The sequence below is a fragment of the Novosphingobium sp. BL-S-19 genome (genome assembly GCF_055521675.1).
The window spans coordinates 307,980-332,606 of the sequence record NZ_CM145498.1; the positions used below are offsets into that span (position 1 = coordinate 307,980).

Here is a 24,627-nt window from a genome sequence, read left to right on the forward strand (position 1 = left end):
GAGGATGCCCTGATGACCGTGATCGCACTCGATACGCCGCCCATGACCCGTCCGCTGGGCACGACCGGCATGGAGATCAGCCGCGTCGGCTTCGGCGCCTGGGCCATCGGCGGGCCGGACTGGGCGGTGGGCTGGGGCGCGCAGGACGATGCCGATTCGGTCCGCGCGATCCGTCACGCGGTCGATCGCGGAGTGAACTGGATCGACACCGCCGCGATCTATGGCCTCGGCCATTCGGAGGAAGTGGTCGCCAAAGCCCTGGCCGAAATGCCGGAAGCCGGGCGGCCCTACGTCTTCACCAAGTGCGGGCAGGTCTGGGATCCGAACGATCGCCAGTCGAAACTGCGCGTCGGCCGCCGGGAATCGATCATTGCGGAGTGCGAGGCGTCGCTGCGCCGCCTGCGGGTGGAGCGGATCGACCTGCTGCAGATGCACTGGCCGGCCGAGGACGGCACCGCGCTCGACGAATACTGGGGCGCGCTGCTCGATCTGAAGGCGGCGGGCAAAGTGCGTGCGGTGGGGCTGTCCAACCACAATGCGGACCAGTTGGAGGCGGCGGAGGCCTTGGGCCATGTCGATACGCTGCAACCGCCGCTCTCGGCCCTGAAGCGTGGGGCCATCGCGCGCGAACTGCCGTGGTGTCTGGCGCACGATACCGGGGTTATCGTCTATAGCCCGATGCAGTCCGGCCTGCTGTCCGGTGCCTTCTCGGCAGAGCGGGTGGCGGGGCTGGCGGGAGACGACTGGCGTTCGCGCCATCCCGACTTCACCGGGGAGAACCTGACGCGCAATCTGGCGGTGGCGGCGGCGATGAAGCCGGTGGCGGAGCGGCACGGCGTCTCGCAAGCGGCGGTTGCGGTGGCATGGGTGCTGGCGGTGCCGGGCGTGACCGGCGCCATCGTCGGCGCGCGCAGTCCGGCGCAAGTCGATGGCTGGGTGACGGGGGCGAACCTTGTGCTCACCGCAGAGGATCGTGCCGGGATTGCCGCCGTTCTTCGCGAAACCGGTGCCGGTTCCGGTCCGGTTCCGGACTGACCTGATAAGCGCCTCCCCAAAACAGGACTGCCCATGCTTCGCCTTCTCGCCCGCCTGAACATCGATCCCTACCTCTTGCTGCTGGTCTCGACCGTGGGGCTCGCCTCGATCTTCCCGGCGCGCGGCGTTTGGGCGGGGATCGCTGGCGGGGTGGCGGACGCGGGCATCGCGCTGCTGTTCTTCCTCCACGGCGCCAAACTCTCGCGCGAGGCGATCGTCGATGGCGCGAAGGCGTGGAAGCTGCACCTGACCGTCGCCTGCCTGACATTCGTGATTTTCCCGATCGTCGGCCTTGGCGTTGCCGCCATTCCGGGGCTGGAGCCCTCGCTGGCGATGGGCGTGCTCTACCTGACCCTGCTGCCTTCGACAGTGCAGAGTTCCATTGCCTTTACCGCGATTGCCGGGGGCAATGTGGCGGCGGCGGTGTGCAGTGCCTCCTTCTCCAATCTTGCCGGCATTTTCATCACCCCGGTGCTGACCGCGCTGTTCATCACCGGCAAGACGCAGGGCTTCTCCACCGATCCGATCATCGCGATTGCCGTGCAATTGCTGCTGCCATTCATCGCCGGGCATCTGCTGCGGCCGTGGATCGGCGGCTTCGTCAGCCGCCACAAGAAGCTGCTGGGCTATACCGACCGGGGATCGATCCTCTTGGTGGTCTATACCGCCTTCGGCGCGGCCGTGCTGGAGGGGCTGTGGCATAAGGTGACGGTGGCTGAGCTGGGCCTGATTGCGGCGCTCTCGCTCGGGATTCTCGCGGTGATCATGGTGGTGGGCAATGTGCTGGGCCGGGTGCTGGGCTTTTCGCACGAGGACCGGATCGTCATCCTGTTCTGCGGCTCCAAGAAGAGTCTTGCGACCGGGGTGCCGTTGGCGGGGGTGCTGTTCCCGCCGGCACAAGTCGGCGCGATCATCCTGCCGCTGATGTTCTTCCACCAGATCCAGTTGATGGTCTGCGCCGTGCTTGCCCGCAGGCTGGCGGCGCGGGCGGAGGCCGAAGCGCAGCCGGCTTTGGCCGATCCGGGCCAGCCCCCCAATCCCGCTCAGGCTGAGCTTGTCGAAGCCCCCTGAGGGGCGGCGCGAGGCCTCCCATCCTTCGACAGGCTCAGGATGAGCGGGGTGGGAAGGGGCAGCCATTCCATTTTGCCACCTCAATCCCGTCATCCCCGCGAAGGCGGGGATCCCGCTTGTCTTGCGGCATACGAGAGGGTGCAGAAGAAAGCGGGGCCCCCGCCTGCGCGGGGCGACGAAGAGTATGGGGTGAAGGGTAGGACGAAAAGTGCGTCAGCCTGCCCCTCCGCCCTAAATCTCCAGCTGGCTGCCCAGTTCGATTACGCGGTTGGTGGGCAGCTTGAAGAATTCCATCGCGCTTTCCGCATTGCGTACCATCGCGGCGAACAGCTTCTCGCGCCACAGCGCCATGCCCGGCCGGCTGGAGGGGATCAGCGTCTGGCGGGAGAGGAAGTAGCTCGTCTCCATCGGCTTGAACGGGCCGCCGGCACGGTTTTCGTCGGCCAGCGCGGCGGGAATGTCGATCTCGTCCATGAAGCCGTAGCGCAGCACCACGCGGTAGAAGCCCTGGCCCAGATCCTCCACTTCGGCGCGGTTTTCGGGCGCGACGTGGGGCACACCTTGTCCGGAGACCGTCAGGATCACCACCCGGTCATGCAGGATATGGTTGTGCTTCAGATTGTGCAGCAACCCCGGCGGCACGCCGTCGGCATTCGAGGCGAGGAACACCGAAGTGCCCGCCACGCGCCGCACGCGTTCGCCCACCGATCGGATGAAAGTGGCGAAGGGGATCGAGTCCTCCCGAAGCCGGTCGCGCATCAGCTGGCGGCCGGTGGCCCAGGTGGTCAGCAGAGTGAAGACCACGGCGGCCACCAGCAGCGGGAACCAGCCGCCGTCGGGGATCTTGGTGACGTTCGAGAAGAAGTAGAGCGCGTCGATGAAGAGGAAGCCTGCCGTGACGCTGCCCGCCACCAGCGGATGCCACTTCCACACGGTGAAGGTCAGCACGCCCAGCAGGCAGGCGGTGATCAGCATCGTGCCCGTCACCGCGATACCGTATGCCGCGGCCAGATTGCCCGAACTGCGGAAGCCGAAGACCAGCAGCACCACCATGATCAGCAGGCCCCAGTTTACCAGCGGCACGTAGATCTGCCCCGCCGCCTTGGCACTGGTGTGCAGGATCTTCAGGCGCGGCAGGAAACCCAGCTGCACCGCCTGTTGTGAGACCGAGAATGCGCCCGAAATCACCGCCTGGCTGGCGATGATCGTCGCCATGGTCGCCAGCAGGACCAGCGGCAGGCGCGCCCAGTCCGGCGCCATGAAGAAGAACGGGTTCTGGATCGCATCGGGATTGCGCAGCACCAGCGAAGCCTGCCCCAGATAATTGAGCAGCAGGCACGGGAAAGCGACGTAGAGCCACGAGATCGAGATCGCCTTGCGGCCGAAGTGCCCCATGTCGGCATAGAGCGCCTCCGCCCCGGTCACTGCCAGCACGACTGAGCCGAGCGCCAGAAAGGCCAGCTTCGGATTGACCATGAAGAACTGCAGCGCGTGATGCGGGCTCAGTGCCCAGACCACTTCGGGTGCCTTGACGATCGAGTGCAGGCCAAGGCCTGCCAGCACCAGGAAATAGACGATCATCACCGGGCCGAACAGCTTGCCCATCGTCGCGGTGCCGTGCGACTGGATCGAGAACAGCCCGATCAGGATGACCACCGCGATCGGCAGGACGAATTCCGCGAATTCCTCGTTCACCACGGTCAACCCCTCCACGGCGGAGAGGACCGAGACGGCGGGCGTGATGATGGCATCGCCATAGAACAGCGCGGTCGCGATCACGCCCAGCATGGCGATCAGCGGCGTCCAGCGGCTCTTGCCCAGCGTGCGCCCGATCAGCGCCAGCAGCGCCAGGCTGCCGCCTTCGCCGTTGTTGTCTGCACGCAGGATGATGAAGACGTACTTGACGGTGACGATCAGCATCATCGTCCAGAACATCAGCGAGATAACGCCGAAGATGTGCATGCGGTCCACCACCAGCGGGTGGTGGCCGATGAAGCTTTCCTTCAGGGCATAGAGCGGCGATGTGCCGATATCGCCGAAAACCACCCCGATCGCGCCGACGGACAGCGCTGCGAGGCTTTCATTGGGGGCATGGTGCCCTGAGGAGTCGCTCATGGTTCGGGCGCCTAGTCTCGCGCGCGCGAAGGCGCCACCAACTTTATGCTTTCTTTATGCGGCCGGAGCAATTCCCCGTGGAACCTTAACGGCCTGAAGGACCATCTCGCACCCGTCATCCACTGACGGGAGTATGGTGCCATGCGCCGATATCTGTCCCCCAACCGGCTGGCCGCGCTGCGTGCGGGAAAGCGCTGGTGGCCGGCCGAAATCGCGATGCGCGCGGCAGGCCTGCTGTGCCTGCTGGCGGCATCGCGCGTCATTCTTGCCGAGCACCGGATGGCGATCACGCCGGTGCTGCACGATCCCACCGTGGCCGATCTGGGCCTTTGTGCGGTGTTCATGGCGCTGCTGAGCCTTGGCCTCTCGCTGGCCCTGTGGGGGCCGCGCCTGCTCCGCGAGATCGATCTGCCCGGTCACTTCTGAGCCGCCGATGAATCGTGCCGCCGCGCCGCATTTTCAAGAATCCCCAGGTTTCCTTGTTCCTTCCTACCTGGTGACACCTGCCGCCTCGGGGACTTGCCCCGAGGCGGCTCTTCCCGTGTCCGGACTGTCCAGCGTCAATCTGGCTCTCGACAGCCGGGCTGCCCGCAGCGCACAAGCGCAGCCGTGAACGAACCGCGCCCCGATCCCGAAGCCCTGCTGCGCGCCGCCGTGCGGGAGCATCGCGGCCGCCTGAAGATCTTTCTCGGCGCCGCGCCCGGCGTGGGCAAGACTTACGAAATGCTGGGAGAGGGCCTCGCCCGTCACGCCGCCGGGGTCGACGTGGTGGTGGGCGTGGTGGAAACCCACGGCCGCGCGGAGACGGCAGCGCGGCTGCACGGGCTGGAAACGATCCCTCGCACCCATGTGCCCTATCAGGGCCATGTGCTGGACGAGATGGATATCGACGCGGTGCTGGCCCGCCGCCCGGCCTTGGTGCTGGTGGACGAACTGGCGCACACCAATGCGCCGGGCAGCCGCCACGATAAACGCTGGCAGGACGTGGAGGAACTGCTGGAGGCGGGGATCGATGTCTGGTCCACCCTCAACATCCAGCATATCGAGAGCCTGAACGACGTCGTCGCCTCTTTCACCAAAGTCCGTGTGCGCGAAACGCTGCCGGACAAGGTCCTGGGCGATGCCGAGATCGAAGTGGTGGACATCCCGCCCGATGAACTGATCGAGCGGCTGCGGCAGGGCAAGGTCTACGTGCCCGATGAGGCGACGCGCGCGCTGGGGGCGTTCTTTTCCAAATCGAACCTCTCCGCGCTGCGCGAAATGGCCTTGCGTTATGCGGCGCAGACGGTCGACGCGCAGATGCTGGAATATGTCCGCGCCCATGCCATCGAGGGGATCTGGGCGGCCAGCGACCGTCTGGTCGTGGCGGTGAGCGAGCAGCCCGGCGCGCTGGAACTGGTGCGCGCGGCGAAGCGCCTTGCCGATGCGCTGCGCGCGCCGTGGACGGCGGTGCATATCGAAACCCCGCGCGCCGCCGGGTTCACCGATGGCGAGAATGCCCAGCTTGCCGAAGCGCTGCATCTGGCGACGCAGCTGGGCGGGCAGGTGGCCACGCTGCCGGCCGAAACGGTGTTCGACGGGCTGAAAAGCTTTGCCGCGCAGGCGCGGGCGACGCAGCTGATCGTCGGCAAGTCTGCCCGATCGCGCTGGTTCGAACTGCGCCACGGATCGATCGTCGACCGGCTGGTGCGCGAGATGCCCGGCCTGTCGATCCAGGTCGTGCCGACGACGAGTGGCGAGGCGCGGGATCCCGGGCACCGGCCGGGCGGGCAGTGGGGATCGCCGACCGGTTATCTCGTCTCGCTGGGGCTGACGGCGGTGGTGACGCTGGTGGGCACGCTGATCCTGTCCAGCGGCAATATCACCGATCTGGGGCTGCTCTACCTGTTGCCGGTCATGGTCGCGGCCACGCGCTATGGCCTGCGGACCGGCTTGACGGCGGGGCTGGCGTCCTCGCTCGCCTACAACTTCTTCTTCCTGCCGCCCACGCATACGCTGACCATCGAGGATCCGCGCAATTTCATCACCGTGCTGGTGCTGCTGGGCGTGGCCGTGCTGTCCAGCCAGCTGGCCGCCCGCGTGCGCGAACATGCCCTGCAGGCGCAAGCGAGTGCCACGCAGAACAGCGCCTTGGCCGGCTTTGCGCGGCAATTGACCGGAATCAGCACGATCGACGAACTGGCGCATGTGCTCTGCGGAGAGATCGGCCGCCTGTTCGACGGCAATACCGTGCTGTTGATGCCCGGTGACGAGGGCCTCTCGCGCCGCTGGAGCTGGCCGCGTCCGGCCCGGCTGGAAACGCTGGATCTGGCCGCTGCCAACTGGGCTTTCGACAACAATACGCCCGCCGGGCAGGGATCGGACACGCTGACCGCCTCCGAATGGCTGTTCCACCCGCTGGCCGCACGCGGCGCGGTGATGGGCGTTTTCGGCCTTGCCCGCAGCGATGCGCGTACCGCCGTGCGGCCGGACCAGTTGCCGCTGCTGCTCAGCCTGCTCGATCAGGCGGGCCTCGCGCTGGAGCGCATGGCGCTGGAAGGGCAGATGGCGGAGCTTTCGCAGGCGCGCGAGCGCGACCGGCTGCGCCATGCGCTGCTCTCCTCGGTCAGCCACGATCTGCGCACGCCGCTCACCACGATCATGGGCACCCTGGCCGCCATCGAGGCGAGCGAGCCAGAGCAGGCCGTCCCCATCGCCGCCGCGCGGGGGGAGGCGGAGCGGCTGCACCGCTTCGTCACCAACCTGCTCGACATGGCGCGGATCGAGGCGGGGGCGCTGCACGGCAAGATCGAGCCGGTCGATCTGGATGAGGCGGTGGCAGAAGCGCTGCACCAATTGCGCGGTCTGCTGATCGGCCATGCGATAGAGCTGGAGATCGCGCGCGATGCGCCGATGGTGCTGGTCGATCCCAACTTGTTCCACCATTGCCTGACCAACCTGATCGAGAATGCAGCCAAGTACGGCGATCCCGATGCCCCCATTGCCATCGGCGCGCGGCGCGTGGCCGATGGGCTGGTGCTGACGGTGAGCGACCGTGGGCCCGGCATTCCGGCGGGTGAGGAGGAACGCATCTTCGAGACGTTCACCCGGATCGAGGGGTCGGACCGCAAGGGTGGCACTGGGCTTGGCCTGGCCATCGTCAAAGGGTTCGCGATGGCCATGGGTCTTGCCGTCACCGCCGCCAATCGCGAGGACGGCCCAGGGGCCCGCTTCACCATCCAGTTCGACAGGGCCCATCTCAAGGAATGGCCGGAAATATGACGCAGACCATCACCATCCTCGTCGTCGATGACGAGCCCGCCATCCGCCGCCTGTTCCATGCCGGGCTCGCCCGTGCCGGCTATGCCGTGGTGGAGGCCGGCACCGCGCGCGAGGCGCTGAACGCCATGGCCATCGACAAGCCCGAGGTCGTGCTGCTCGATCTCGGCCTGCCCGATCGTGACGGGCTGGAACTGATCCCGCTGATGCGCGCGCAGGCGGCGATCATCGTCGTCTCCGCGCGTGAGGCGACCGACCAGAAAGTCGCCGCGCTGGACCTTGGCGCGGACGATTACGTGGCCAAGCCGTTCGACAGCGAGGAAGTGCTGGCGCGCATCCGCACCGCGCTGCGCCACCGCATCCCGGCCGAGGCGGCCGAACGCCCGGTGCGGCGCGGCGACGTGGAGATCGATCTGGTCGCGCGGATAGTACGCAAGGCCGGGGCGGAAGTGCATCTGACGCCCAAGGAATACGGCTTTCTGGCCGAACTGGCGCGCAATTCGGGGCGAGTGATCACCCATGCGCAATTGCTGCGCTCTGTCTGGGGGCCCGGACACGAAAGCGATGTCGAATACTTGCGCGTCGCCGCGCGCGGCGTCCGCCGCAAGTTGGAGGACGATCCCGCCAATCCCACCCTGCTGCGCAACGAACCGGGTGTCGGCTATCGGCTGGTGAGCCAGGACTGAGGCCGGGTCTAGAATCCCGGCTGCCTTTCCCCCTCCCCGGGGAACCGGAGTGTTTTCAAGCTGGGTAGAATCGCCAGGCGCGGCAAATACTGCGCGCTGCGTTCATTTGTGAACGCATAATACGCCGGCCCGAAGCGTGGCTATGCCAGTTCGATCCGGATGCGATGGAATTTGTGCGCTGCACAGCATGAGCCTGCACCGGCGCGCGAGGCAGGCCAATCCGAGGGGCGCGCCGGACGGGCGGCCGGGCGCTGCCGCCCGCTAGAGCCGCGCGCCACAGTTTGGCCCGGGTTGGGTCCAGATTGGATCGGAAAGCGCTATTCGTCGTCTGCATGCGGTACTATCCCATCGAATAATAAGCCTAATTGTCCGTAGGGGGGAAACACGAACCCGCCGTTCGCACAGCACCGGCAATCCACCAGCCCCTGCCCGGGCATCGGCCGTGATCGGCCGTAACGGCGATCGCCGGCCTCCTATGCTCTCCGGTTCGATGTCCCTTTTCCATGAGCCGACCGCGCGCGATCGCGGTGCGGCGCCTGCCGGCAACGGCGTTCAATGGGAGACCATGCGATGGATACGCGCGTCGACGTCACCAACCGCGCCACCAAGGCGGTAAGCACCACGGTCACGCATGGCGGCAAGAGCGCGCTGCCGGTCCACCCCGGCTCCACCGTCAAGGTCTACGCATCGCCCAAGTCGGTTACCGCCATGGCGCGAGAGGGCGATGACCTGATCATCCGTTTCGACGATGGATCCAGCATCCGGCTGGAGGGCTATTTCGCCTGTCCGCCGGAGGATGTCGGGCAGCTTGCCTTTGCCGATCCCTCCGGCACCGGGCAATGGCTGGCCCATCTGGGCGATGCCGCCTGCTTTACGCCCACCGATGCGACCAGCGAGGCGATCGATTACAGCCTTTCGCCACTGGACGCTTCGGTTGCGGCCGGCAGTGCTGCCGCGGCTTCCGGCGGCGGGATCAGCCCGGCGCTCATCGGGCTGGGCGTGGCGGGCCTGGCCGGCGGCGTCGCGCTGGCGGCCGGCGGCGGTGGAGGCAAGGGTGGCGGCAATGGTGGAGGCAGCGGCAGCACGCCGCCCGATACCACGCCGCCCGCCGCGCCGGTGGTCGATCCCAGCAACGGCAGCACCTTGCAAGGCACGGCGGAGCCGGGGTCCACCGTGCGGATCGACGTCAATGGCGATGGCACCGTGGAAGCCACGGTCACCGCCGGTTCGGACGGCCGCTGGACTTATACCCCCGCAACGCCCCTGCAGGACGGGATCACGGTGCGGGTGACCGCCGTCGATGCCGCCGGCAATGCCAGCAATCCCACCTCAATCACCGTCGATCGCGCGCCTCCGGCGGTTCCTGCCATCGGCGGGGTGGTGGATGATGCTGGCGCCGTGCAGGGCCCGGTTCCGGCCGGCGGCGCGACGGACGATACCCGCCCCACGCTGAGTGGCACGACCGAGGCGGGCGCGACCGTTACGATCCGCGATGGCGGGGTGCTGGTCGGCACGGTCACGGCGGGTGCCGACGGCAGCTGGAGCTTTACGCCTGCCACTGCCTTGCCCGACGGATCGCACAGCTTCACTGTGACCGCCGCCGATCGCCTGGGCAATGTCAGCGCCGAATCGGCGCCATATGTCGTGATCGTGGATACCGCCCCGCCCGCGGCGCCGGTGCTGAACCTGACAGACGGCACCACGCTGAGCGGGACCGCCGAACCGGGCGCCACGATCAAGGTCGATACCAATGGCGACGGCATTGCCGATGCTTCGGTCCTTGCCGATGCGCAGGGCAACTGGAGCATTACGCTAAGCCCACCGCTGGCGGACGGCACGCCCATCCATGCCGTGGCCGTCGATGCGGCCGGCAACGTCTCGCCCGACAGTACGGTGACGGTGGATTACGGCGTCGATTCCACGCCGCCGCCCGTCCCGACGGCAGGGTCGGCCGACGATAATGTCGGCACGATCCAGGGCGATATGCCCAGCGGGTCATCCACCGATGACGGCACGCCGATGATCGGCGGCAGCGGCGCGGAGCCGGGCGCGATCATTACTGTCTACGACAATGGCCAGCCAGTCGGCACCACCACGGTAGGCGGCGATGGCCGCTGGAGCTTTACGCCCGACACGCCGCTGGGAGAGGGTGAACATGCGCTGACTTTCACGGCGACCGACGGCGCGGGCAACACCAGCCCTGCGTCCGCTCCGTTCATGATCACCGTGGACACCACGCCGCCCGCGGTCCCCGCCGTGGCACCAACCAGCGGTGCCGGACTTACCGGCACTGCCGAGCCTGGCGCGCTGATCCGCATCGACATCAATGGCGACGGCACCGTGGACGGCACGGCGCGGGCCGGCGAAAACGGCAACTGGAGCTATGTGCCCTCCACGCTGATTGCGGACGGCACGCCGATCCTGGTGACGGCGACGGATGCGGCAGGCAACACCTCCGCACCCGCGACGGTGGTGGTCGACAGCGATCTGATCGTGGCGCCGATCGTCACCGCCGTTATCGACGATCTTCCCGGTACCACCGGCACGATTGCCAGCGGCGGCATCAGCAACGATCCCACGCCGGTTATCGCGGGCACGGCCGAAGCCCGTTCCACCGTTCGCATCTTCGACAATGGCACATTGCTGGGCACGGTTACCGCTGACGGATCGGGGGCATGGAGCTACAACGCGCCCACGCTGGGTGAGGGGCAGCACAGCTTTTCCGTCACGTCCACGATGGAAGGCGGCACCACGCGCGGTCCATCCTCCGGCTATGCGGTGGAGATCGACCTGACCGCGCCCGCCGCGCCGACGCTGAATCCGTCCGACGGCACGACCCTGTCCGGCATTGCTGAGGCGGGGGCGGCGATCTCCGTCGACGTCAACGGTGATGGCACTGTCGATGCAAGCACCATCGCCAATGCCGACGGGCGCTGGAGCGTGACTTTCGCGCCCGCTCTCCCCACGGGCACGAATGTGAGCGTGACGGCCACCGATGCAGCGGGCAATACGTCCCCGGCGGTCAGCGAGGCGGTGGATGGCACGATCGATTCCACGCCGCCGCCGGTGCCGGACATTCTCTCTGCCGAGGATTCGGTGGGAACGATCCAGGGGGCGCTGGTCGGCGGCGCCGTGACCGACGATCCCGCACCGGTGCTGAGCGGCACTGCCGAAGCGGGCGTGACGGTATCGGTCTACGACGGCGGCGTGCTGGTGGGCAGCACCCAGGCGAACGGATCCGGCCAATGGAGCATTCCGCTTTCGCTGAGCGAAGGGCCGCACAGCCTTTCCGCCACCACCACCGACACTCTCGGCAACGAGAGCCTGCCCTCCACCCCGTTCGCGCTGACGGTGGACACGATCGCCCCGGCGGCGCCGGTCCTCAATCCCACCAACGGCACCGTCCTGACAGGCACGGCCGAGGCGGGGGCGACCGTGCTGCTGGATCTGAACGGCGATAGCACGCCCGATGCGCAAGTGCAGGCCGACCTGTCCGGCAACTGGAGCTTCACGCCGGCAACCCCGCTTGCCGATGGCAGTCTGGTTACTGCCACCGCCGCCGATGCGGCCGGCAACCCGTCTCCGCCCGCATCGGTCACCGTCGACGCCGTGGCCCCGTCCACCCCGTCCATTGCTTACGCGCAGGACGACGCCGGCGCTGCGCAGGGCATCATCCTCAGCGGTGCGATCACTGACGACGGTCAGCCCGTGCTCACCGGCAATGCCGACAACGGGGCGATCGTACGGATCTACGACGGCGGGGTCCTGATCGGCACCACCGTGGCCGACGGGGCCGGGCTCTGGAATTTCACGCCGGCGACGCCGCTGGGGACGGGCAGCCACGTGATCACGGCAAGCTCCGCAGATGCTGCGGGCAATGTCAGCCTGGCATCCGCGGCTTTCACGCTCACGATAGACACCGCCGCGCCGGTCGCGCCGACGATCCTGTCGGTGACCGACGATATCGGCGGCGCCGTCGGGCCCGTGGCCGCAGGCGGCGTGACCGACGATACGCGGCCGTTGCTGACCGGAACGGCCGAAGCGAACGCGCAAGTGACAGTCTACGACAATGGCGCATTGCTGGGGACGGCTCTGGCCAATGGCTCCGGCGCCTGGATCTTCACGCCGGGCACCGCGCTGCTTCCGGGCAGCCACAACTTCGTGGCGACCGCCACCGATGCGGCGGGCAACGCCAGCGCCGATTCCGCCGGATGGACCGTCACTATCGACACCAGCATTCCTGCCGCGCCCGTAATCGTCAGCGCGCTGGACGACGTGGGATCGATCCGCGGGCCGGTAGCCGCAGGCGGCACGACCGACGATACCCGGCCGACGCTGGCGGGAACCGCGCTTGCCAATGCGGACGTCACGATCCTGCGCGATGGCGTGGCGGTCTCCACCGTTCACGCGGACGGGTTGGGCAACTGGACCTACACGCCCGGCGCGGCGCTGGGCGACGGCGCTTATGTATTTACGGCGCAGACCATCAATGCTGCCGGAACGGGAAGCGTCACTTCGGCAAGTTTCACAATTTCCGTGGACACGGCCGCGCCGGCGGTTCCGGCGATCACCGGGGCGCTGGACGATGCCGGCACGGTGATCGGCCCGCTGTCCGGTGGTGCGATCACCGATGATATCCTGCCCACGCTCTCCGGCACGGCGGTGGCGGGCGCCACGGTGACGATCCTGGACAACGGCATCGAGATCGGCCGCGTGGTGGCGACGGGAGGCGGAAGCTGGACCTTCACGCCGACAACCGCTCTGGCCTCCGGGGCGCACAGCTTCACTGCCACGGCTACCGATGCCGCTGGCAATGCCAGCGGACCCTCGCCCGCGTTCGCGCTGGGCGTGGATCTGACGCCGCCGCCTCCGCCCACGATCGATCCCAGCAACGGCTCAGTCCTGACCGGCACGGCGGAAGCCAATGCCACGATCCTGATCGACTTCGACGATGACGGCATAATCGATGACACGACCACGGCGAACGGTCTGGGGGAATGGATCTACACGCCCGTCACGCCGCTGCCGAACGGGGACACGGTCACGGTCGCGGCGCGTGATGTCGTGGGCAATACGTCGGCCGCCACGCGCGTAACTATCGACCAGACGCCGCCGGCCATGCCGACGATCTCTGGTGTGGAGGACAATGTCGGCCTGCAACAGGGGCAGGTCCCCAACAACGGCGGCACCGACGATATCCTGCCGGTGATCAGCGGATCGGCCGAGGCGGGATCGATCGTCACGGTTTACGATAACGGCATCCCGATCGGCCAGGCTGTGACTAACGGCAGCGGTGCCTGGACCCTTGCAGTTGGCACCGCGCTGATCCCCGGGCCCCATGTGCTGACCGCCACGGCCACCGATGCCAGTGGGAATCTGGGTCCGGTTTCGGCCAGCTATACCATTACCGTCGACACCGGCACGCCGGCCGCACCGGTTATCCTCACCGTGGCGGACGACATCGGCGGGCGGCAGGGCAACGTTGCCGGCGGAACGACCACGGACGATGCGCAGCCCGCGATCGGCGGTACTGCGCCCGTCAACGCCCATGTTGCCGTCTACGACAATGGCATCCTGATTGGCACGACAACTGCTGATTCCGGCGGCAACTGGACCCTAACGCCGGCTACTCCGCTTGCCGGCAGCGCGCATGTCTTCACGGCTATCGCCACCAACTCCGCGGGCAATTCGGGGCCCGTTTCCAACAGCTATGCGGTGACGCTGGATACCGCCGCGGCTGCCGTGCCGCAGATCGCCTCGGTTACGGACAATGCGACGCAGATCGTGGGTGCCGTCTCCAACGGCGGGCTGACCAACGATACGACGCCCACCTTGACCGGCACGGCGCAGGCCGGCGCGCAGATATCGATCTTCAACAACGGCGCGCTGATTGCCACGACAACGGCCGATGGCAGCGGCGCATGGAACTATACGCCCACGCTCGCCCCCGGCGCGCAAAGCATAACGGTAAGTGCGACGAATGTGGCGGGCAACGTCAGCGCCCAGTCGCCCGCCTTCACTTTTACCATCGATGCCTCCGCCCCGGCCGCCCCGCTGATCGATCCGTCCAACGGAGTGACGCTTTCCGGCACGGCCGAGGCCAATGCCACCATCGCCATCGATATCGGCAATAACGGTTCGGTGGATGCCCAGGTCCAGGCCAACGGTTCCGGCGTCTGGACCTACACTTTCGCCGGCAATCCGGGCGGCGGCACGGCCGTTTCCGTGGCCGCGATCGATCCGGCCGGCAACGCCTCTCTCCCCGCCACCGTCACGATCGATACCAGCGCACCGAATCCGCCGACGCTGATCGCGGTGACGGACGATCAGGGCGCGAGCCAGGGCGGCATCGGCTTCAACGGCATTACCGAAGACAGTCAGCCCGAACTTACGGGCACGACCGAGGCTTTTGCCACGGTGACCGTCTACGACAATGGCGTCCAGATCGGCACGACGACGGCAGACGCAGTCGGGGCGTGGAGCTTCACCCCGACCAGTCCGCTGGGATCGGTTTCGCATACCATCACCCTGACGGCCACCGATCGGGCCGGCAATATCGGTACGGCAAGCGGGGGCTTCACCTTCACCGTGGACACTGTGGCGCCTTCCGCGCCGCTTATCACCGGAGTGCAGGATCATACCGCGCCGCAGTCGGGCAATGTGGCCCCGGGCGGCGCGACGAATGACGTGTTGTTTACGATTTCCGGCACGGCGGAGATCGGCGCCACCGTCACGCTGTACATCGACGGCATCGCCTATCCGGCGACGACGGTGGCGGACGGCACCGGCCAATGGTCGTTCACGCCGGGCTTGGCCGACGGCACATACGATTTCCAGGCGACCGCGACGGACACGGCCGGAAACACCGGCGTTCTTTCGGCGGTCTACACCATCACCGTCGATACGATCATTCCCACACCTACCGTGTCGCCAACGGACGGCAGCACGCTGACCGGCACTGGTGAGGTGGGATCGACCATCCTTATCGACTTTACCGGCGATGGCGTTGCGGACGCGACCGCCACGGTGGACAGCTTCAATGCGTGGAGCGTCACTTTCAGCCCGGCGCTGGGCGATACCACGGTCGTCAGTGTGTGGGCCGTGGATGCGGCCGGAAATCTCAGCGCGCCGGTGGATACCGTGGTCGATACGCTGCTCAACACCACGCCCCCGGCCGTTCCTTCGGTGCCCACGATTTCGGACGATGTCGGCACGCACACGGGGTTCATCGGCAATGGCGGCCTGACTGACGACACACAGCTGGACATTTCCGGCACGGGCGATCTTGGTGCCACCATCAATATCTATGACAACGGCCTTCCGGTCACCTCCGTGTCCGTAGGCCCCGGGGGCATCTGGACGGCGCAGATTACCTTGGGGAACGGCCCGCACAGCATTACCGCCACCGCCAGCAATGGTGCGCTGGAAAGCTTGAACAGCACCCCGGTCGCCTTCACGATCGATGCGATCGCGCCCGGCATTCCGGTGATCGATGCCACCAACGGATCGACGATAACCGGCACGGCGGAGGCCGGGGCCATCGTCCATCTCGACACCAACGGCGATGGCACTTTCGATACGGATGTCGTCGCCAATGGTTCGGGCCACTGGTCCTACACGCCCGCCACGCCGCTGATCGACGGTACCGCTATCCTTGCGAGAGCGGAGGATGCAGCCGGCAACCTGTCGGCCACGGGAAGCATGATCGTCGATCGCCAGGGCCCCTCAACCCCCTCGATCGCCAGCGTTGCGGACAATGTGGGATCGGTGCTCGCGCCGGTATCCAATGGCGCTTCCACTGACGATACCACCCCCACACTTTCGGGAACGACGGAGGCCGGGGCCACGATCACCGTCTATGACGGAGGAGTGCCCCTGGGCACCGCAACCGCCGATGGGCTTGGCGCCTGGATCTTCACGCCGCCCGCGCCCTTGGGCGAAGGCAGCCACGCATTCACGATCACGGCGACCGACACGTTGGGCAACGTCAGTTCGCTGTCGGCCCCCTATACCGTGGTGGTTGACCTTACCGCGCCGCTCGCGCCCGTCATTGCCAGCGCGGCGGACAATGTCGGTGCCGTGCAGGCGGCGATCCTTACCGGCGGAGTGACCGACGATACCATGCCCACGCTGACCGGAACCGCGGCGGCCAATGCCACGGTCCGGATTTACGAAGGGGGCTCGCTGCTCGGCTCGGCCCCCGCGGACGGAACGGGTGCGTGGAGCTTCGTGTTGCCCCCGCTGGGCGCCGGCGCGCATACGTTCACGGCGGTGGCGGTCGACGCTGCAGGCAATGCCAGCGGCGCATCGGCGGGCTTCACCTTGACGGTGGACACGGCGGCACCCGGCACTCCGGTGCTGATTTCGGTGACCGATGATATTGGCACGATCCAGGGGCCGCTGTCCGGTGGCGCGGTGACGGACGATGCGCGGCCCACGCTGGCGGGCACTGCCGATGCCGGTTCGACTGTTTCGGTCTACGACGGCGGCGCATTGCTAGGCTCCGTGACGGCCGATGGATTGGGCGCGTGGAGCTTCACGCCTTCCGCCGCCCTGGCCACGGGCCCGCATTCGCTGACCGTGATCGCCAGCGATCCCGCCGGCAATCCCAGCGCGGCCACTGCGGCCTTTACACTCACCGTCGATACCGGCGCGCCGGGCGCGGTGGTGATCGCCTCCGCCACGGACGAGGTGGGCAGCGCGCAGGGAATCGTGCTCAGCGGCGGACGGACCGACGACGCCACGCCGCTGCTCGCGGGAACCGCGGAAACGAATTCGACCGTCTATGTCTATGACAATGGCGTCTTGCTGGGCACGGCAGCGGCGAACGGTCTTGGCGCCTGGAGCTTCACGCCGCCCAGCCAGCTTTCCGACGGAACGCATTCGTTGACGGCCATCGCGCGCGATGCGGCCGGCAATGTGGGCGCTACTTCCACGCCTTACGTGGTGACCGTGGACACCGCCGCACCGGCGGCCCCGATCATCGTTTCGGCGACCGACGACGTCGGCACGCGAACCGGCGCACTGATCAACGGTGCCAGTACCGACGATACGCAGCCGACACTGGCCGGCACGGCGGAGGCCAATGCCACGATTTCCGTCTACGACAACGGCGCGTTGATCGGATCGACCACGGCCAGCGCCCTGGGGGCCTGGAGCTTCACGCCGACCGGCACCTTGTCGGCGGGCGATCATAGCCTGACGGTGCGGGCGACCGATGCAGTTGGGAACCAGGGCGCGGCGTCGTCCCCCTTCGTGGTCCGTGTCGACACCACAGCGCCGCTGGCGCCAGCAATTTCCAGCGTCACCGACGATCTGGGCACCGTGCAAGGCGCCGTGACCAACGGCGGGGTCACCAACGACACTACTCCGCTGGTGCAGGGCACGGCAGAAGCCGGCGCAACCGTCACGGTCTATGCCAACGGCACCGCGATCGGCAACGTACTGGCCGATCAGAGCGGCAACTGGAGCTTCACGCCGGGCACCGCACTGCTGGAGGGTACTTACGCGCTGACCGCGCGCGCCACCGATCCCGCCGGCAATCAAGGGCCCGCCTCCACCGGTTTCACCATCACTATCGATACCACGCCGCCGGCGGTGCCCGCGATCGTCAGCATTACCGACGATGCCGCGCCCAACACCGGCATCGTGGCGAACGGAGGCATCAGCAACGACCCCACCCCGCTGCTGACCGGCACGGCCACCGCCAATACCGCCATTGTCATTTATGACGGCGCCGCAGTGGTGGGCACCACCACCGCCAACGGTGCAGGCGTATGGACGTTCACGCCATCCGCCCTGGCCAGCGACGGGGTGCACAGCTTCACGGCGGTGGCACTGGATGCGGCGGGCAATGCCAGCGCGGCGTCCACTGCCTATGCGATGACGCTGGACCGCCTGCCGCCCACCGCGACCATCGCGGTCACCACCTTGTCGGTCGATACCGGAACCGTGGGGGACTGGAGCACGCAGGACAACAGCCCGACGATCAGCGGCACGCTCAGCACTGCGTTGGGGGCAGGGGACCGCGTGCAGGTTCAGATCGACGGCGGCACCTGGGTCAATGCCACATCGGCCGGCACCAGCTGGTTCTACGGAGCCGGCACGCTTTCGGTCGGATCGCATACGATCGCCGCGCGCATCGTCGATGCCGCAGGCAACCTGGGCAACGGCACGACCCAGACTTTCACGATCGCGGCGGTTACGCAGCAGGCGCCGATCGTGCAGGCCAGCGGCACCGCGCTGCTGGGGCTGGTGGGCGTGGAGGCGCTGGGCCTGCTGGATCTCAGTTCGCAATCGCTGACGGCGATGGACGTCAACAACAATCTCAGAAGCGTGCAGGTCAGCTATGCGCCGCTGCTGTCGGTGAATCTGGGTGCCTATACGCTCACCGCCTCGGCGGCGCTGGCGGCGGAGCTTGGCCTGCAGATATCGGTCAGCAACTCGTCGGGCATCCTTGGCCTGATCGCACCCAGTTCGACGCTGACGATCACTGCCGTCGGCGGCGGGGCGATGGACAACCTGGCGGTGAACGAGCTCCTGGCTTCGGTCCATTTCCAGCAGGACGTCACGCTGCTGGGCCTGAACGTGCTGACGGCCATGTCGATTTCGGCCACGGATACGACCAACCTTACCAGTTCGTCCTCGGTGGGTTCGCTGCTCGATCTCAGCCTGCTCAATTCGGGTGGCTCCGCCAATCTGTTCCAGGGCGATTCCGGCGCCAACGTGCTGACCGGCACGACCGGGAACGACCGTCTCTACGGCTATGCGGGGAATGACACGCTGAACGGCGGGGACGGCAACGATCTGCTGCGCGGGGGTGCCGGCGCCGATACGCTGAACGGCGGCAATGGCGACGATACGCTGATCTACGACGCCAGCGACACGTCAATCGACGGCGGGGCCGGCACTGATACGCTGGTGATCTCCACCGGCACGGGGCCGGTGCTCAATCTCAACACCGCCACCAACATCCACAATATCGAACGGATCGACCTCGGCAGCGGCGATGCCGGTCGCCAGGTCACCTTGACCGAGGCTGGCGTGCTGCGGGCCACCGACAGCAACCACACGCTGACGATCCTGGGCGACGGCAACGATTCGGTGACGATGACCGGCGCGGTGCAGACCGGCCAGACGCTGATCAATGGAGAGGCCTACAACCACTTCACCCTGGGTTCGACCGACATCTACGTCGAACACGCGGTGATGGTGGTCGTCTAGCCGGATGGGGAGGGGGTCGCTTTTGCCGAAAATGAAGAGGGCGCATGACGCTGAAGCTTCGCACGATTGCCATGATGAGTGCCTTGATGGGATTGGTGATCGCGCAGCGGAGCGGCGCCCAACAGGGCGAGCTTCCCGCCATTTCCGCGCAGCAGGCGGCTGAGGGCGCGGGCCGGATGTATGATCCGGTGCCCGAAATCCCGGACCAAGGTTCCGGAGGTGATTCCGGCGGGGTTTCGGGCGGGATTCCGGCACAACTCGATATGGCGACGGCGGTCGCGCTGACGCTGGCGCGCCATCCGGACGTCGCCCGGGCCAATGCGGCGCTTGCGCGCGGGCGAGCCGATCTGGGCGCGGCGCGATCGGTCTGGACGCCGCAGGTTTCCTATCAGGCGAACCTCGGGCCACACATGTTGGCGGGCACCAACAGTTCCGGCGTCAACGAGAACATGGCTGGCCCCAGTGTCTATCTGGAGCAGCAGGTCTGGGATTTCGGCCGCTCCAAGGGGCAGATCGGCGCCGCGCGCTCCACCACCGGCCAGCGCTGGTATGAGCGGGAGGCGACCGCCGACCAACTGGCCGAACAGAGCGCGCTGGCCTTTCTGGAAGTGCGCCGTTTCGAGATGCTGGCGCAGGCGGCGGAGACGCAACTGGGCGATCTGGCCCACCTGCGCGAACTGATCGGCATGCGCGTCCATGCCGGGATTTCGGACAAGTCCGACCTGATGCTGGCGGATGTGCGCGTGGAAAGCGCGCGCGGCGATGCGATTCAGGCGCAGACGTCGGCGGCGATGGCCCGCGCCGCGCTCGCCAATCTGATCGGCGGGATGCCGCAGCGGCTGACCGATGCCTCGGCGCTGATCTCGCGCTTCGAACCGGCCGATCAGGAGCCGGATTATGACAAGCTGCCGGCCGTTGCTGCAGCCGATCAGGCGGCCGATGCCGCCTCCGCCAAGATCGGCCAGACCAAGGCCGAACGCTATCCCCGGCTGGGCCTGCAGCTGGGCTATACCCGCAACAACTATACCTACAATTCACGCGACAATTCGCTGACCGCGGCGATGACGGTGACCGGCAGCCTCTACCGCCGCAGCGACCATTACCTGATCGAAGCGGCGGAGGAAGATCGCCGCGCGGCGGAGGCGGCGCGCGACAGCACGGTGATCGAGGCGCGCGGGCGGGCCCTCTCCGCCCAGCAGGAAATCCGCAGCGGCAATGCCCGGATCGGCGCCTATGCCCTGCAGCAGGAGCAGGCGGAGACGGCCAGCCGGATATTCCTGGAGGAATACAAGCTGGGCAAGCGGACGCTGACCGAACTGCTGAACACCCAGCTGGAAATCTACCGCGCCGCCAGCGCCCGCATCGTGGCGGAGCATGACATCATGGAAGCCCGTGTCCGGTTCGAGAATTTGTGCGGCAGCTTGCGGCCGTCGCTCGGCCTGCCGGCTCATCTCAGCGAGGAAGACGACCCGAATGGCTGAAGGTCCTGCAATCGCGAACAAGTCCTGGATCGCTGCCATCGCGGCGCTTGGCCGACTGAAAGGGGTCCCGGTGGGCGAGCCCGAACTCGTCAGCCGCCTCTACTGGAGCGACGGGCAGGGTAGCGAGGCGACGCTGGCGCATGCCGCAAGGCTCTCCGGGCTGCACTTCGAAATCCTGCGCACGGGCATCGATGAAGTGCCGGCAATGCTGCTGCCGGCGATCTTCGAACTGAACGATAACGGCGCCGCCATCGTCCATGCCCGCCATGCCGATCACGTTCAGGCGACCCTGCCGGGCACGGGCGGCAATGCGCCGGTGGAACTGCCGCTGGAAACCTTGCGTGCGCAGGCTACCGGCCGCGTCGGCTTCGTGGAGCCACTGTCCACTCGCGCCCGCGATGCCCGGCTGGACGAATTCCTGCGCAGCCCGGCGAAATCGTGGCTGCGCGACATCATCACCGGGGACCGGCGCGGCTATGGCGAAGTGGCACTGGCCTCTTTCACCGGCAACCTGCTGACCTTCGCCACCTCGCTCTTCGCGATGCAGGTGTGGGACCGGGTGATCCCGGCACAGTCCATCCCCACACTCTGGGTGCTGGCGCTGGGTACGGCCATGGCGCTGATGCTGGAACTGCTGCTGCGATCCGCGCGCGTGCAACTGGTGGACAAGATCGGGCGGCGGGCGGACATTGCCATATCGTCTCGCGTCTTCGCCCGCGCGCTGGATTTGCGCGGCGACGCACGGCCCCGCTCCACCGGCGCGCTGATCGCCCAGCTTCGCGATATCGAACAACTGCGCGAAATGCTCACCTCGACGACGATTTCGGCGCTGATCGACCTGCCGTTCATCGCGATGTTCCTGCTGCTCTTCTCGCTGCTCGCCGGACAACTGACTTTCGTACTGGTGGGGGCGGCGCTGCTGATCGTGCTGCCCGGCCTGCTGCTGCAGCGCCCGCTCTCGCGCCTTGCCACCGAAGGCATGCGCGAAGCGGCACTGCGCAACGCCATCCTGGTCGAATCGATCGAACGGATAGACGAGATCAAGGCCGCACAAGCGGAGGCCCGATTCCAGTCGCTGTGGGAACGCCTGACTCTCACCGGCACCCGCGTCGGCGCGGAGCAGCGCTTCCTCTCCGCTCTCTTCGTCAACTGGACGCAGACGCTGCAACAGCTGGCCTACACGGTGGTGATCGTCGCCGGATCGTTCCGGGTGATGGACGGCGAGATGACGATGGGCGCGCTGATCGCCTGCTCCATCCTCACCAGCCGAGCGTTGGTGCTGTTCGTGCCGTTCGGGCAAGTCTTTACCCGCTGGCAGAACGCCAAGATCGCGCTGGCCGGGCTGGAGGAACTCTTCACCAAGCCGGTCGACCACGATCCCGAACGCGGCCTGCTGCGGCGCCCTTCGCTGCGCGGCCACTACGAACTGAGCGACGTCACTTATGCCTACGATCCGGAGGCGCCCGTCGCGCTGAAGATCGATCGGCTGTCCATCTCCGCAGGAGAGCGGGTGGCGCTGCTGGGCCGCATCGGCGCGGGCAAATCCACGCTGCTGCGCCTGCTCTCCGGCCTCGCCCTGCCAACGAGCGGGGAGGCGCTGCTGGACGGCACCGGCATGGCGCAGATCAGCCCGGCGGATATCCGCCGCGACACCTCCTACCTTGGCCAAAACGCTCAGTTGTTCCTCGGCACCATCCGCGAGAATCTCACGGTCGGTGCGCCAGGCGTCAGCGACGAGGAAATCCTGCGCACGCTGGCCGTCACCGGCGGTATCGGGCTTGTCCAGAACCAGTCGCAAGGGCTGGACCTGTTGCTGCAGGAGGGCGGCGCGGGCCTGTCGGGCGGCCAGCGCCAGACCATGCTGCTGACACGCGCCCTGCTGCGCAAGAGCAATATCCTGCTGCTGGACGAACCCTCTGCCGCGCTGGACGAGATCAGCGAGCGCAATCTTGTCGCCAACCTTGGCCAATGGCTGCGCGGCCGCACGCTGATCGTCACAACCAATCGGCCCGGACTGCTCGATCTGGTCGACAGGGTGGTGCTGATGGACAATGGCCGGGTGACGCTGGATGGGCCCAAGAGCGCGGTCCTGCCCGTTCTGGCGGGTGGAGCAGCCGGACAGGAGAAGCGCGCATGACCGCGATTTCCGCCAGTGCATTCGACGGTCTCGGCGGCGAGGGTGAGGCGCGCTGGCTCCACGCGCTGGAACGCCTGCGGATCATCCCGATCCTCTCGCTGGGGGTGCTGGCCTTCTTCGTCTGGGCCTATTTCGGCGTGCTGGATGAAGTGGCGACCGGCCCCGGCAAAGTGACGCCGCCCTCGCGCTCGCAAACGATCCAAAGCCTTGAGGGCGGCATCGTCGACGGCATCTACGTCCACGAAGGCGACATCGTCCGCCCCGGCGAAAAGCTGGCCCGGCTGGACCGCGCCCGCTTCAGCTCGATGCTGGGTGAAGCGGAAGCCAAGGCGCGCTCGCTCGAAGCCGCCTCGGCCCGGCTGGAGGCGGAGATCAGCGGCGGCCAACCGCAATTCCCGCAGGACGTGAAGGAAGTCCCCGGGCTGGTCGGGCGCGAAATGGAATTGATGCGCTCGCGCCGACGCAATCTGGAAGTGGCAACCGCCAGCCTCAGCCAGTCGCTGGCGCTCACCCGCCGCCAACTGGCGATGACCGAGCCACTGGTGGAGCTTGGCGCCGCCAATCAGGTGGAGATCATCCAGCTTCGCCGGCAGGAGAACGAGATTCAGGCCAAGCTGGATTCCCTGCGCAACCAGTTCGTGATCGACGCCAGCGCCGACTACGCCAAAACCCGCGCCGAACTGGATCAGGTGGTGCAAGTGATCGGCGGCCGCCGCGATCAGTTGGACCGCACGGTGCTGACGTCGCCGGTGCGCGGCATCGTCAAGAATCTGGAGATCACGACGATTGGCGGCGTCGTTCAGCCCGGCGGATCGCTGATGGAAATCGTGCCGCTGGAAAAGCAGCTGCTGATAGAGGCACGCATGTCCCCACGCGACATCGCCTTCATCCGACCCGGCCAGACCGCCACGGTAAAGATAACCGCGTACGACCCGTCAATCTACGGCACGCTGGAAGGCACGGTGGACCGCATCTCGCCGGACACGCTGCAGGACGAAGTGCACCGCGACCAGGTCTACTACCGCGTCTACGTCCGCACCGCGAAGTCCAGCCTGACCACGCGCAATGGCCGCAGCCACGCGATCATGCCGGGCATGGTGGCCACGGTGGAAGTCCGCACCGGTCGCAAGACTGTGCTGGAGTACCTGATGAAGCCGATCAACAAGGCCCGCGAAGCCATGCGCGAGCGCTAGACGGTGGGTTTTGAGGCTGATTGTATGGGAAAGTGGTACTCATGCGGGACTCATATGTTTGATAATTATTGGCTGTTTTCCGTTATTTTTTAGGATGCATATATTTTATAGACGCCCATTTGTGCCCCGAAATCCCCTAATTGCGTGTCGGTTTCAAGAAGACGCCGCCAATCGCCATCCTCCCCGCCGTCCATGCTCCATCGCCTTGGTAGCTTTGCGTCACACCGCGAAGAGCCTTGTAAAGCGTGCATTGGCATCGCCTCGCTGTGACTTTGTGGCCTAGAGGCATTCAATTGCGCATGCGGTGAAAGCCGAATTGCCTGACTGAACCGCCTCTTACGTCGACGAGGCGCGAAAGATCCAATCAATCACCACTGGGGATGATTCCATTGCTTGAGAAATGGAAATCACGTGACACCATTAAAGTC

General features: G+C 66.8%; 10 protein-coding genes. 9 read left to right on the forward strand and 1 reads right to left on the reverse strand.

What is annotated here, in order from left to right:
- Positions 1 to 12 precede the first annotated feature (12 nt).
- Positions 13 to 1,035, forward strand: coding sequence for an aldo/keto reductase (locus ACZ1JV_RS09900; RefSeq protein WP_465151430.1), 1,023 nt, complete (start codon positions 13 to 15; stop codon positions 1,033 to 1,035).
- Between the two features lie 33 nt (positions 1,036 to 1,068).
- Complete coding sequence (locus ACZ1JV_RS09905; RefSeq protein WP_465151431.1) at positions 1,069 to 2,106, forward strand: bile acid:sodium symporter family protein; 1,038 nt, start codon at positions 1,069 to 1,071, stop codon at positions 2,104 to 2,106.
- 231 nt (positions 2,107 to 2,337) lie between these two features.
- On the opposite strand, the gene ACZ1JV_RS09910 is transcribed toward ACZ1JV_RS09905, so the two are convergent.
- On the reverse strand, positions 2,338 to 4,221 hold the full coding sequence (locus ACZ1JV_RS09910; protein WP_465151432.1) for a potassium transporter Kup: 1,884 nt from the start codon (positions 4,219 to 4,221) through the stop codon (positions 2,338 to 2,340).
- A gap of 141 nt (positions 4,222 to 4,362) precedes the next feature.
- On the opposite strand from ACZ1JV_RS09910, the gene ACZ1JV_RS09915 reads away from it, so the two are divergent.
- The 7 genes from ACZ1JV_RS09915 (at position 4,363) to ACZ1JV_RS09945 (ending at position 24,199) form a co-directional block, all read left to right on the forward strand.
- Positions 4,363 to 4,647, forward strand: coding sequence for a hypothetical protein (locus tag ACZ1JV_RS09915; RefSeq protein WP_465151433.1), 285 nt, complete (start codon positions 4,363 to 4,365; stop codon positions 4,645 to 4,647).
- A gap of 183 nt (positions 4,648 to 4,830) precedes the next feature.
- Positions 4,831 to 7,482 carry a DUF4118 domain-containing protein gene (locus ACZ1JV_RS09920; protein ID WP_465151434.1) on the forward strand — a complete coding sequence of 884 codons (2,652 nt, stop codon included), beginning with the start codon at positions 4,831 to 4,833 and terminating at the stop codon, positions 7,480 to 7,482.
- Positions 7,479 to 8,165 (forward strand): response regulator, encoded by a 687-nt coding sequence (locus ACZ1JV_RS09925; RefSeq protein ID WP_465136531.1) that lies wholly within the window; start codon positions 7,479 to 7,481, stop codon positions 8,163 to 8,165. The genes ACZ1JV_RS09920 and ACZ1JV_RS09925 overlap by 4 nt, the downstream gene beginning before the upstream one ends.
- Positions 8,166 to 8,735: 570 nt before the next feature.
- Positions 8,736 to 19,388: an Ig-like domain-containing protein gene (locus ACZ1JV_RS09930; protein ID WP_465151435.1), complete on the forward strand. Its 10,653-nt coding sequence runs from the start codon at positions 8,736 to 8,738 to the stop codon at positions 19,386 to 19,388.
- Between the two features lie 44 nt (positions 19,389 to 19,432).
- A complete protein-coding gene (locus tag ACZ1JV_RS09935) occupies positions 19,433 to 20,869 on the forward strand; it encodes a TolC family protein (RefSeq protein WP_465151436.1) in 1,437 nt (478 codons plus the stop codon).
- Positions 20,862 to 23,006: a type I secretion system permease/ATPase gene (locus ACZ1JV_RS09940; protein ID WP_465151437.1), complete on the forward strand. Its 2,145-nt coding sequence runs from the start codon at positions 20,862 to 20,864 to the stop codon at positions 23,004 to 23,006. The genes ACZ1JV_RS09935 and ACZ1JV_RS09940 overlap by 8 nt, the downstream gene beginning before the upstream one ends.
- Entirely contained in the window at positions 23,003 to 24,199 is a 1,197-nt protein-coding gene (locus ACZ1JV_RS09945) for an HlyD family type I secretion periplasmic adaptor subunit (RefSeq protein WP_465151438.1), read from the forward strand. Before ACZ1JV_RS09940 ends, ACZ1JV_RS09945 begins: the two co-directional genes overlap by 4 nt.
- The last annotated feature ends 428 nt before the right edge of the window (positions 24,200 to 24,627 follow it).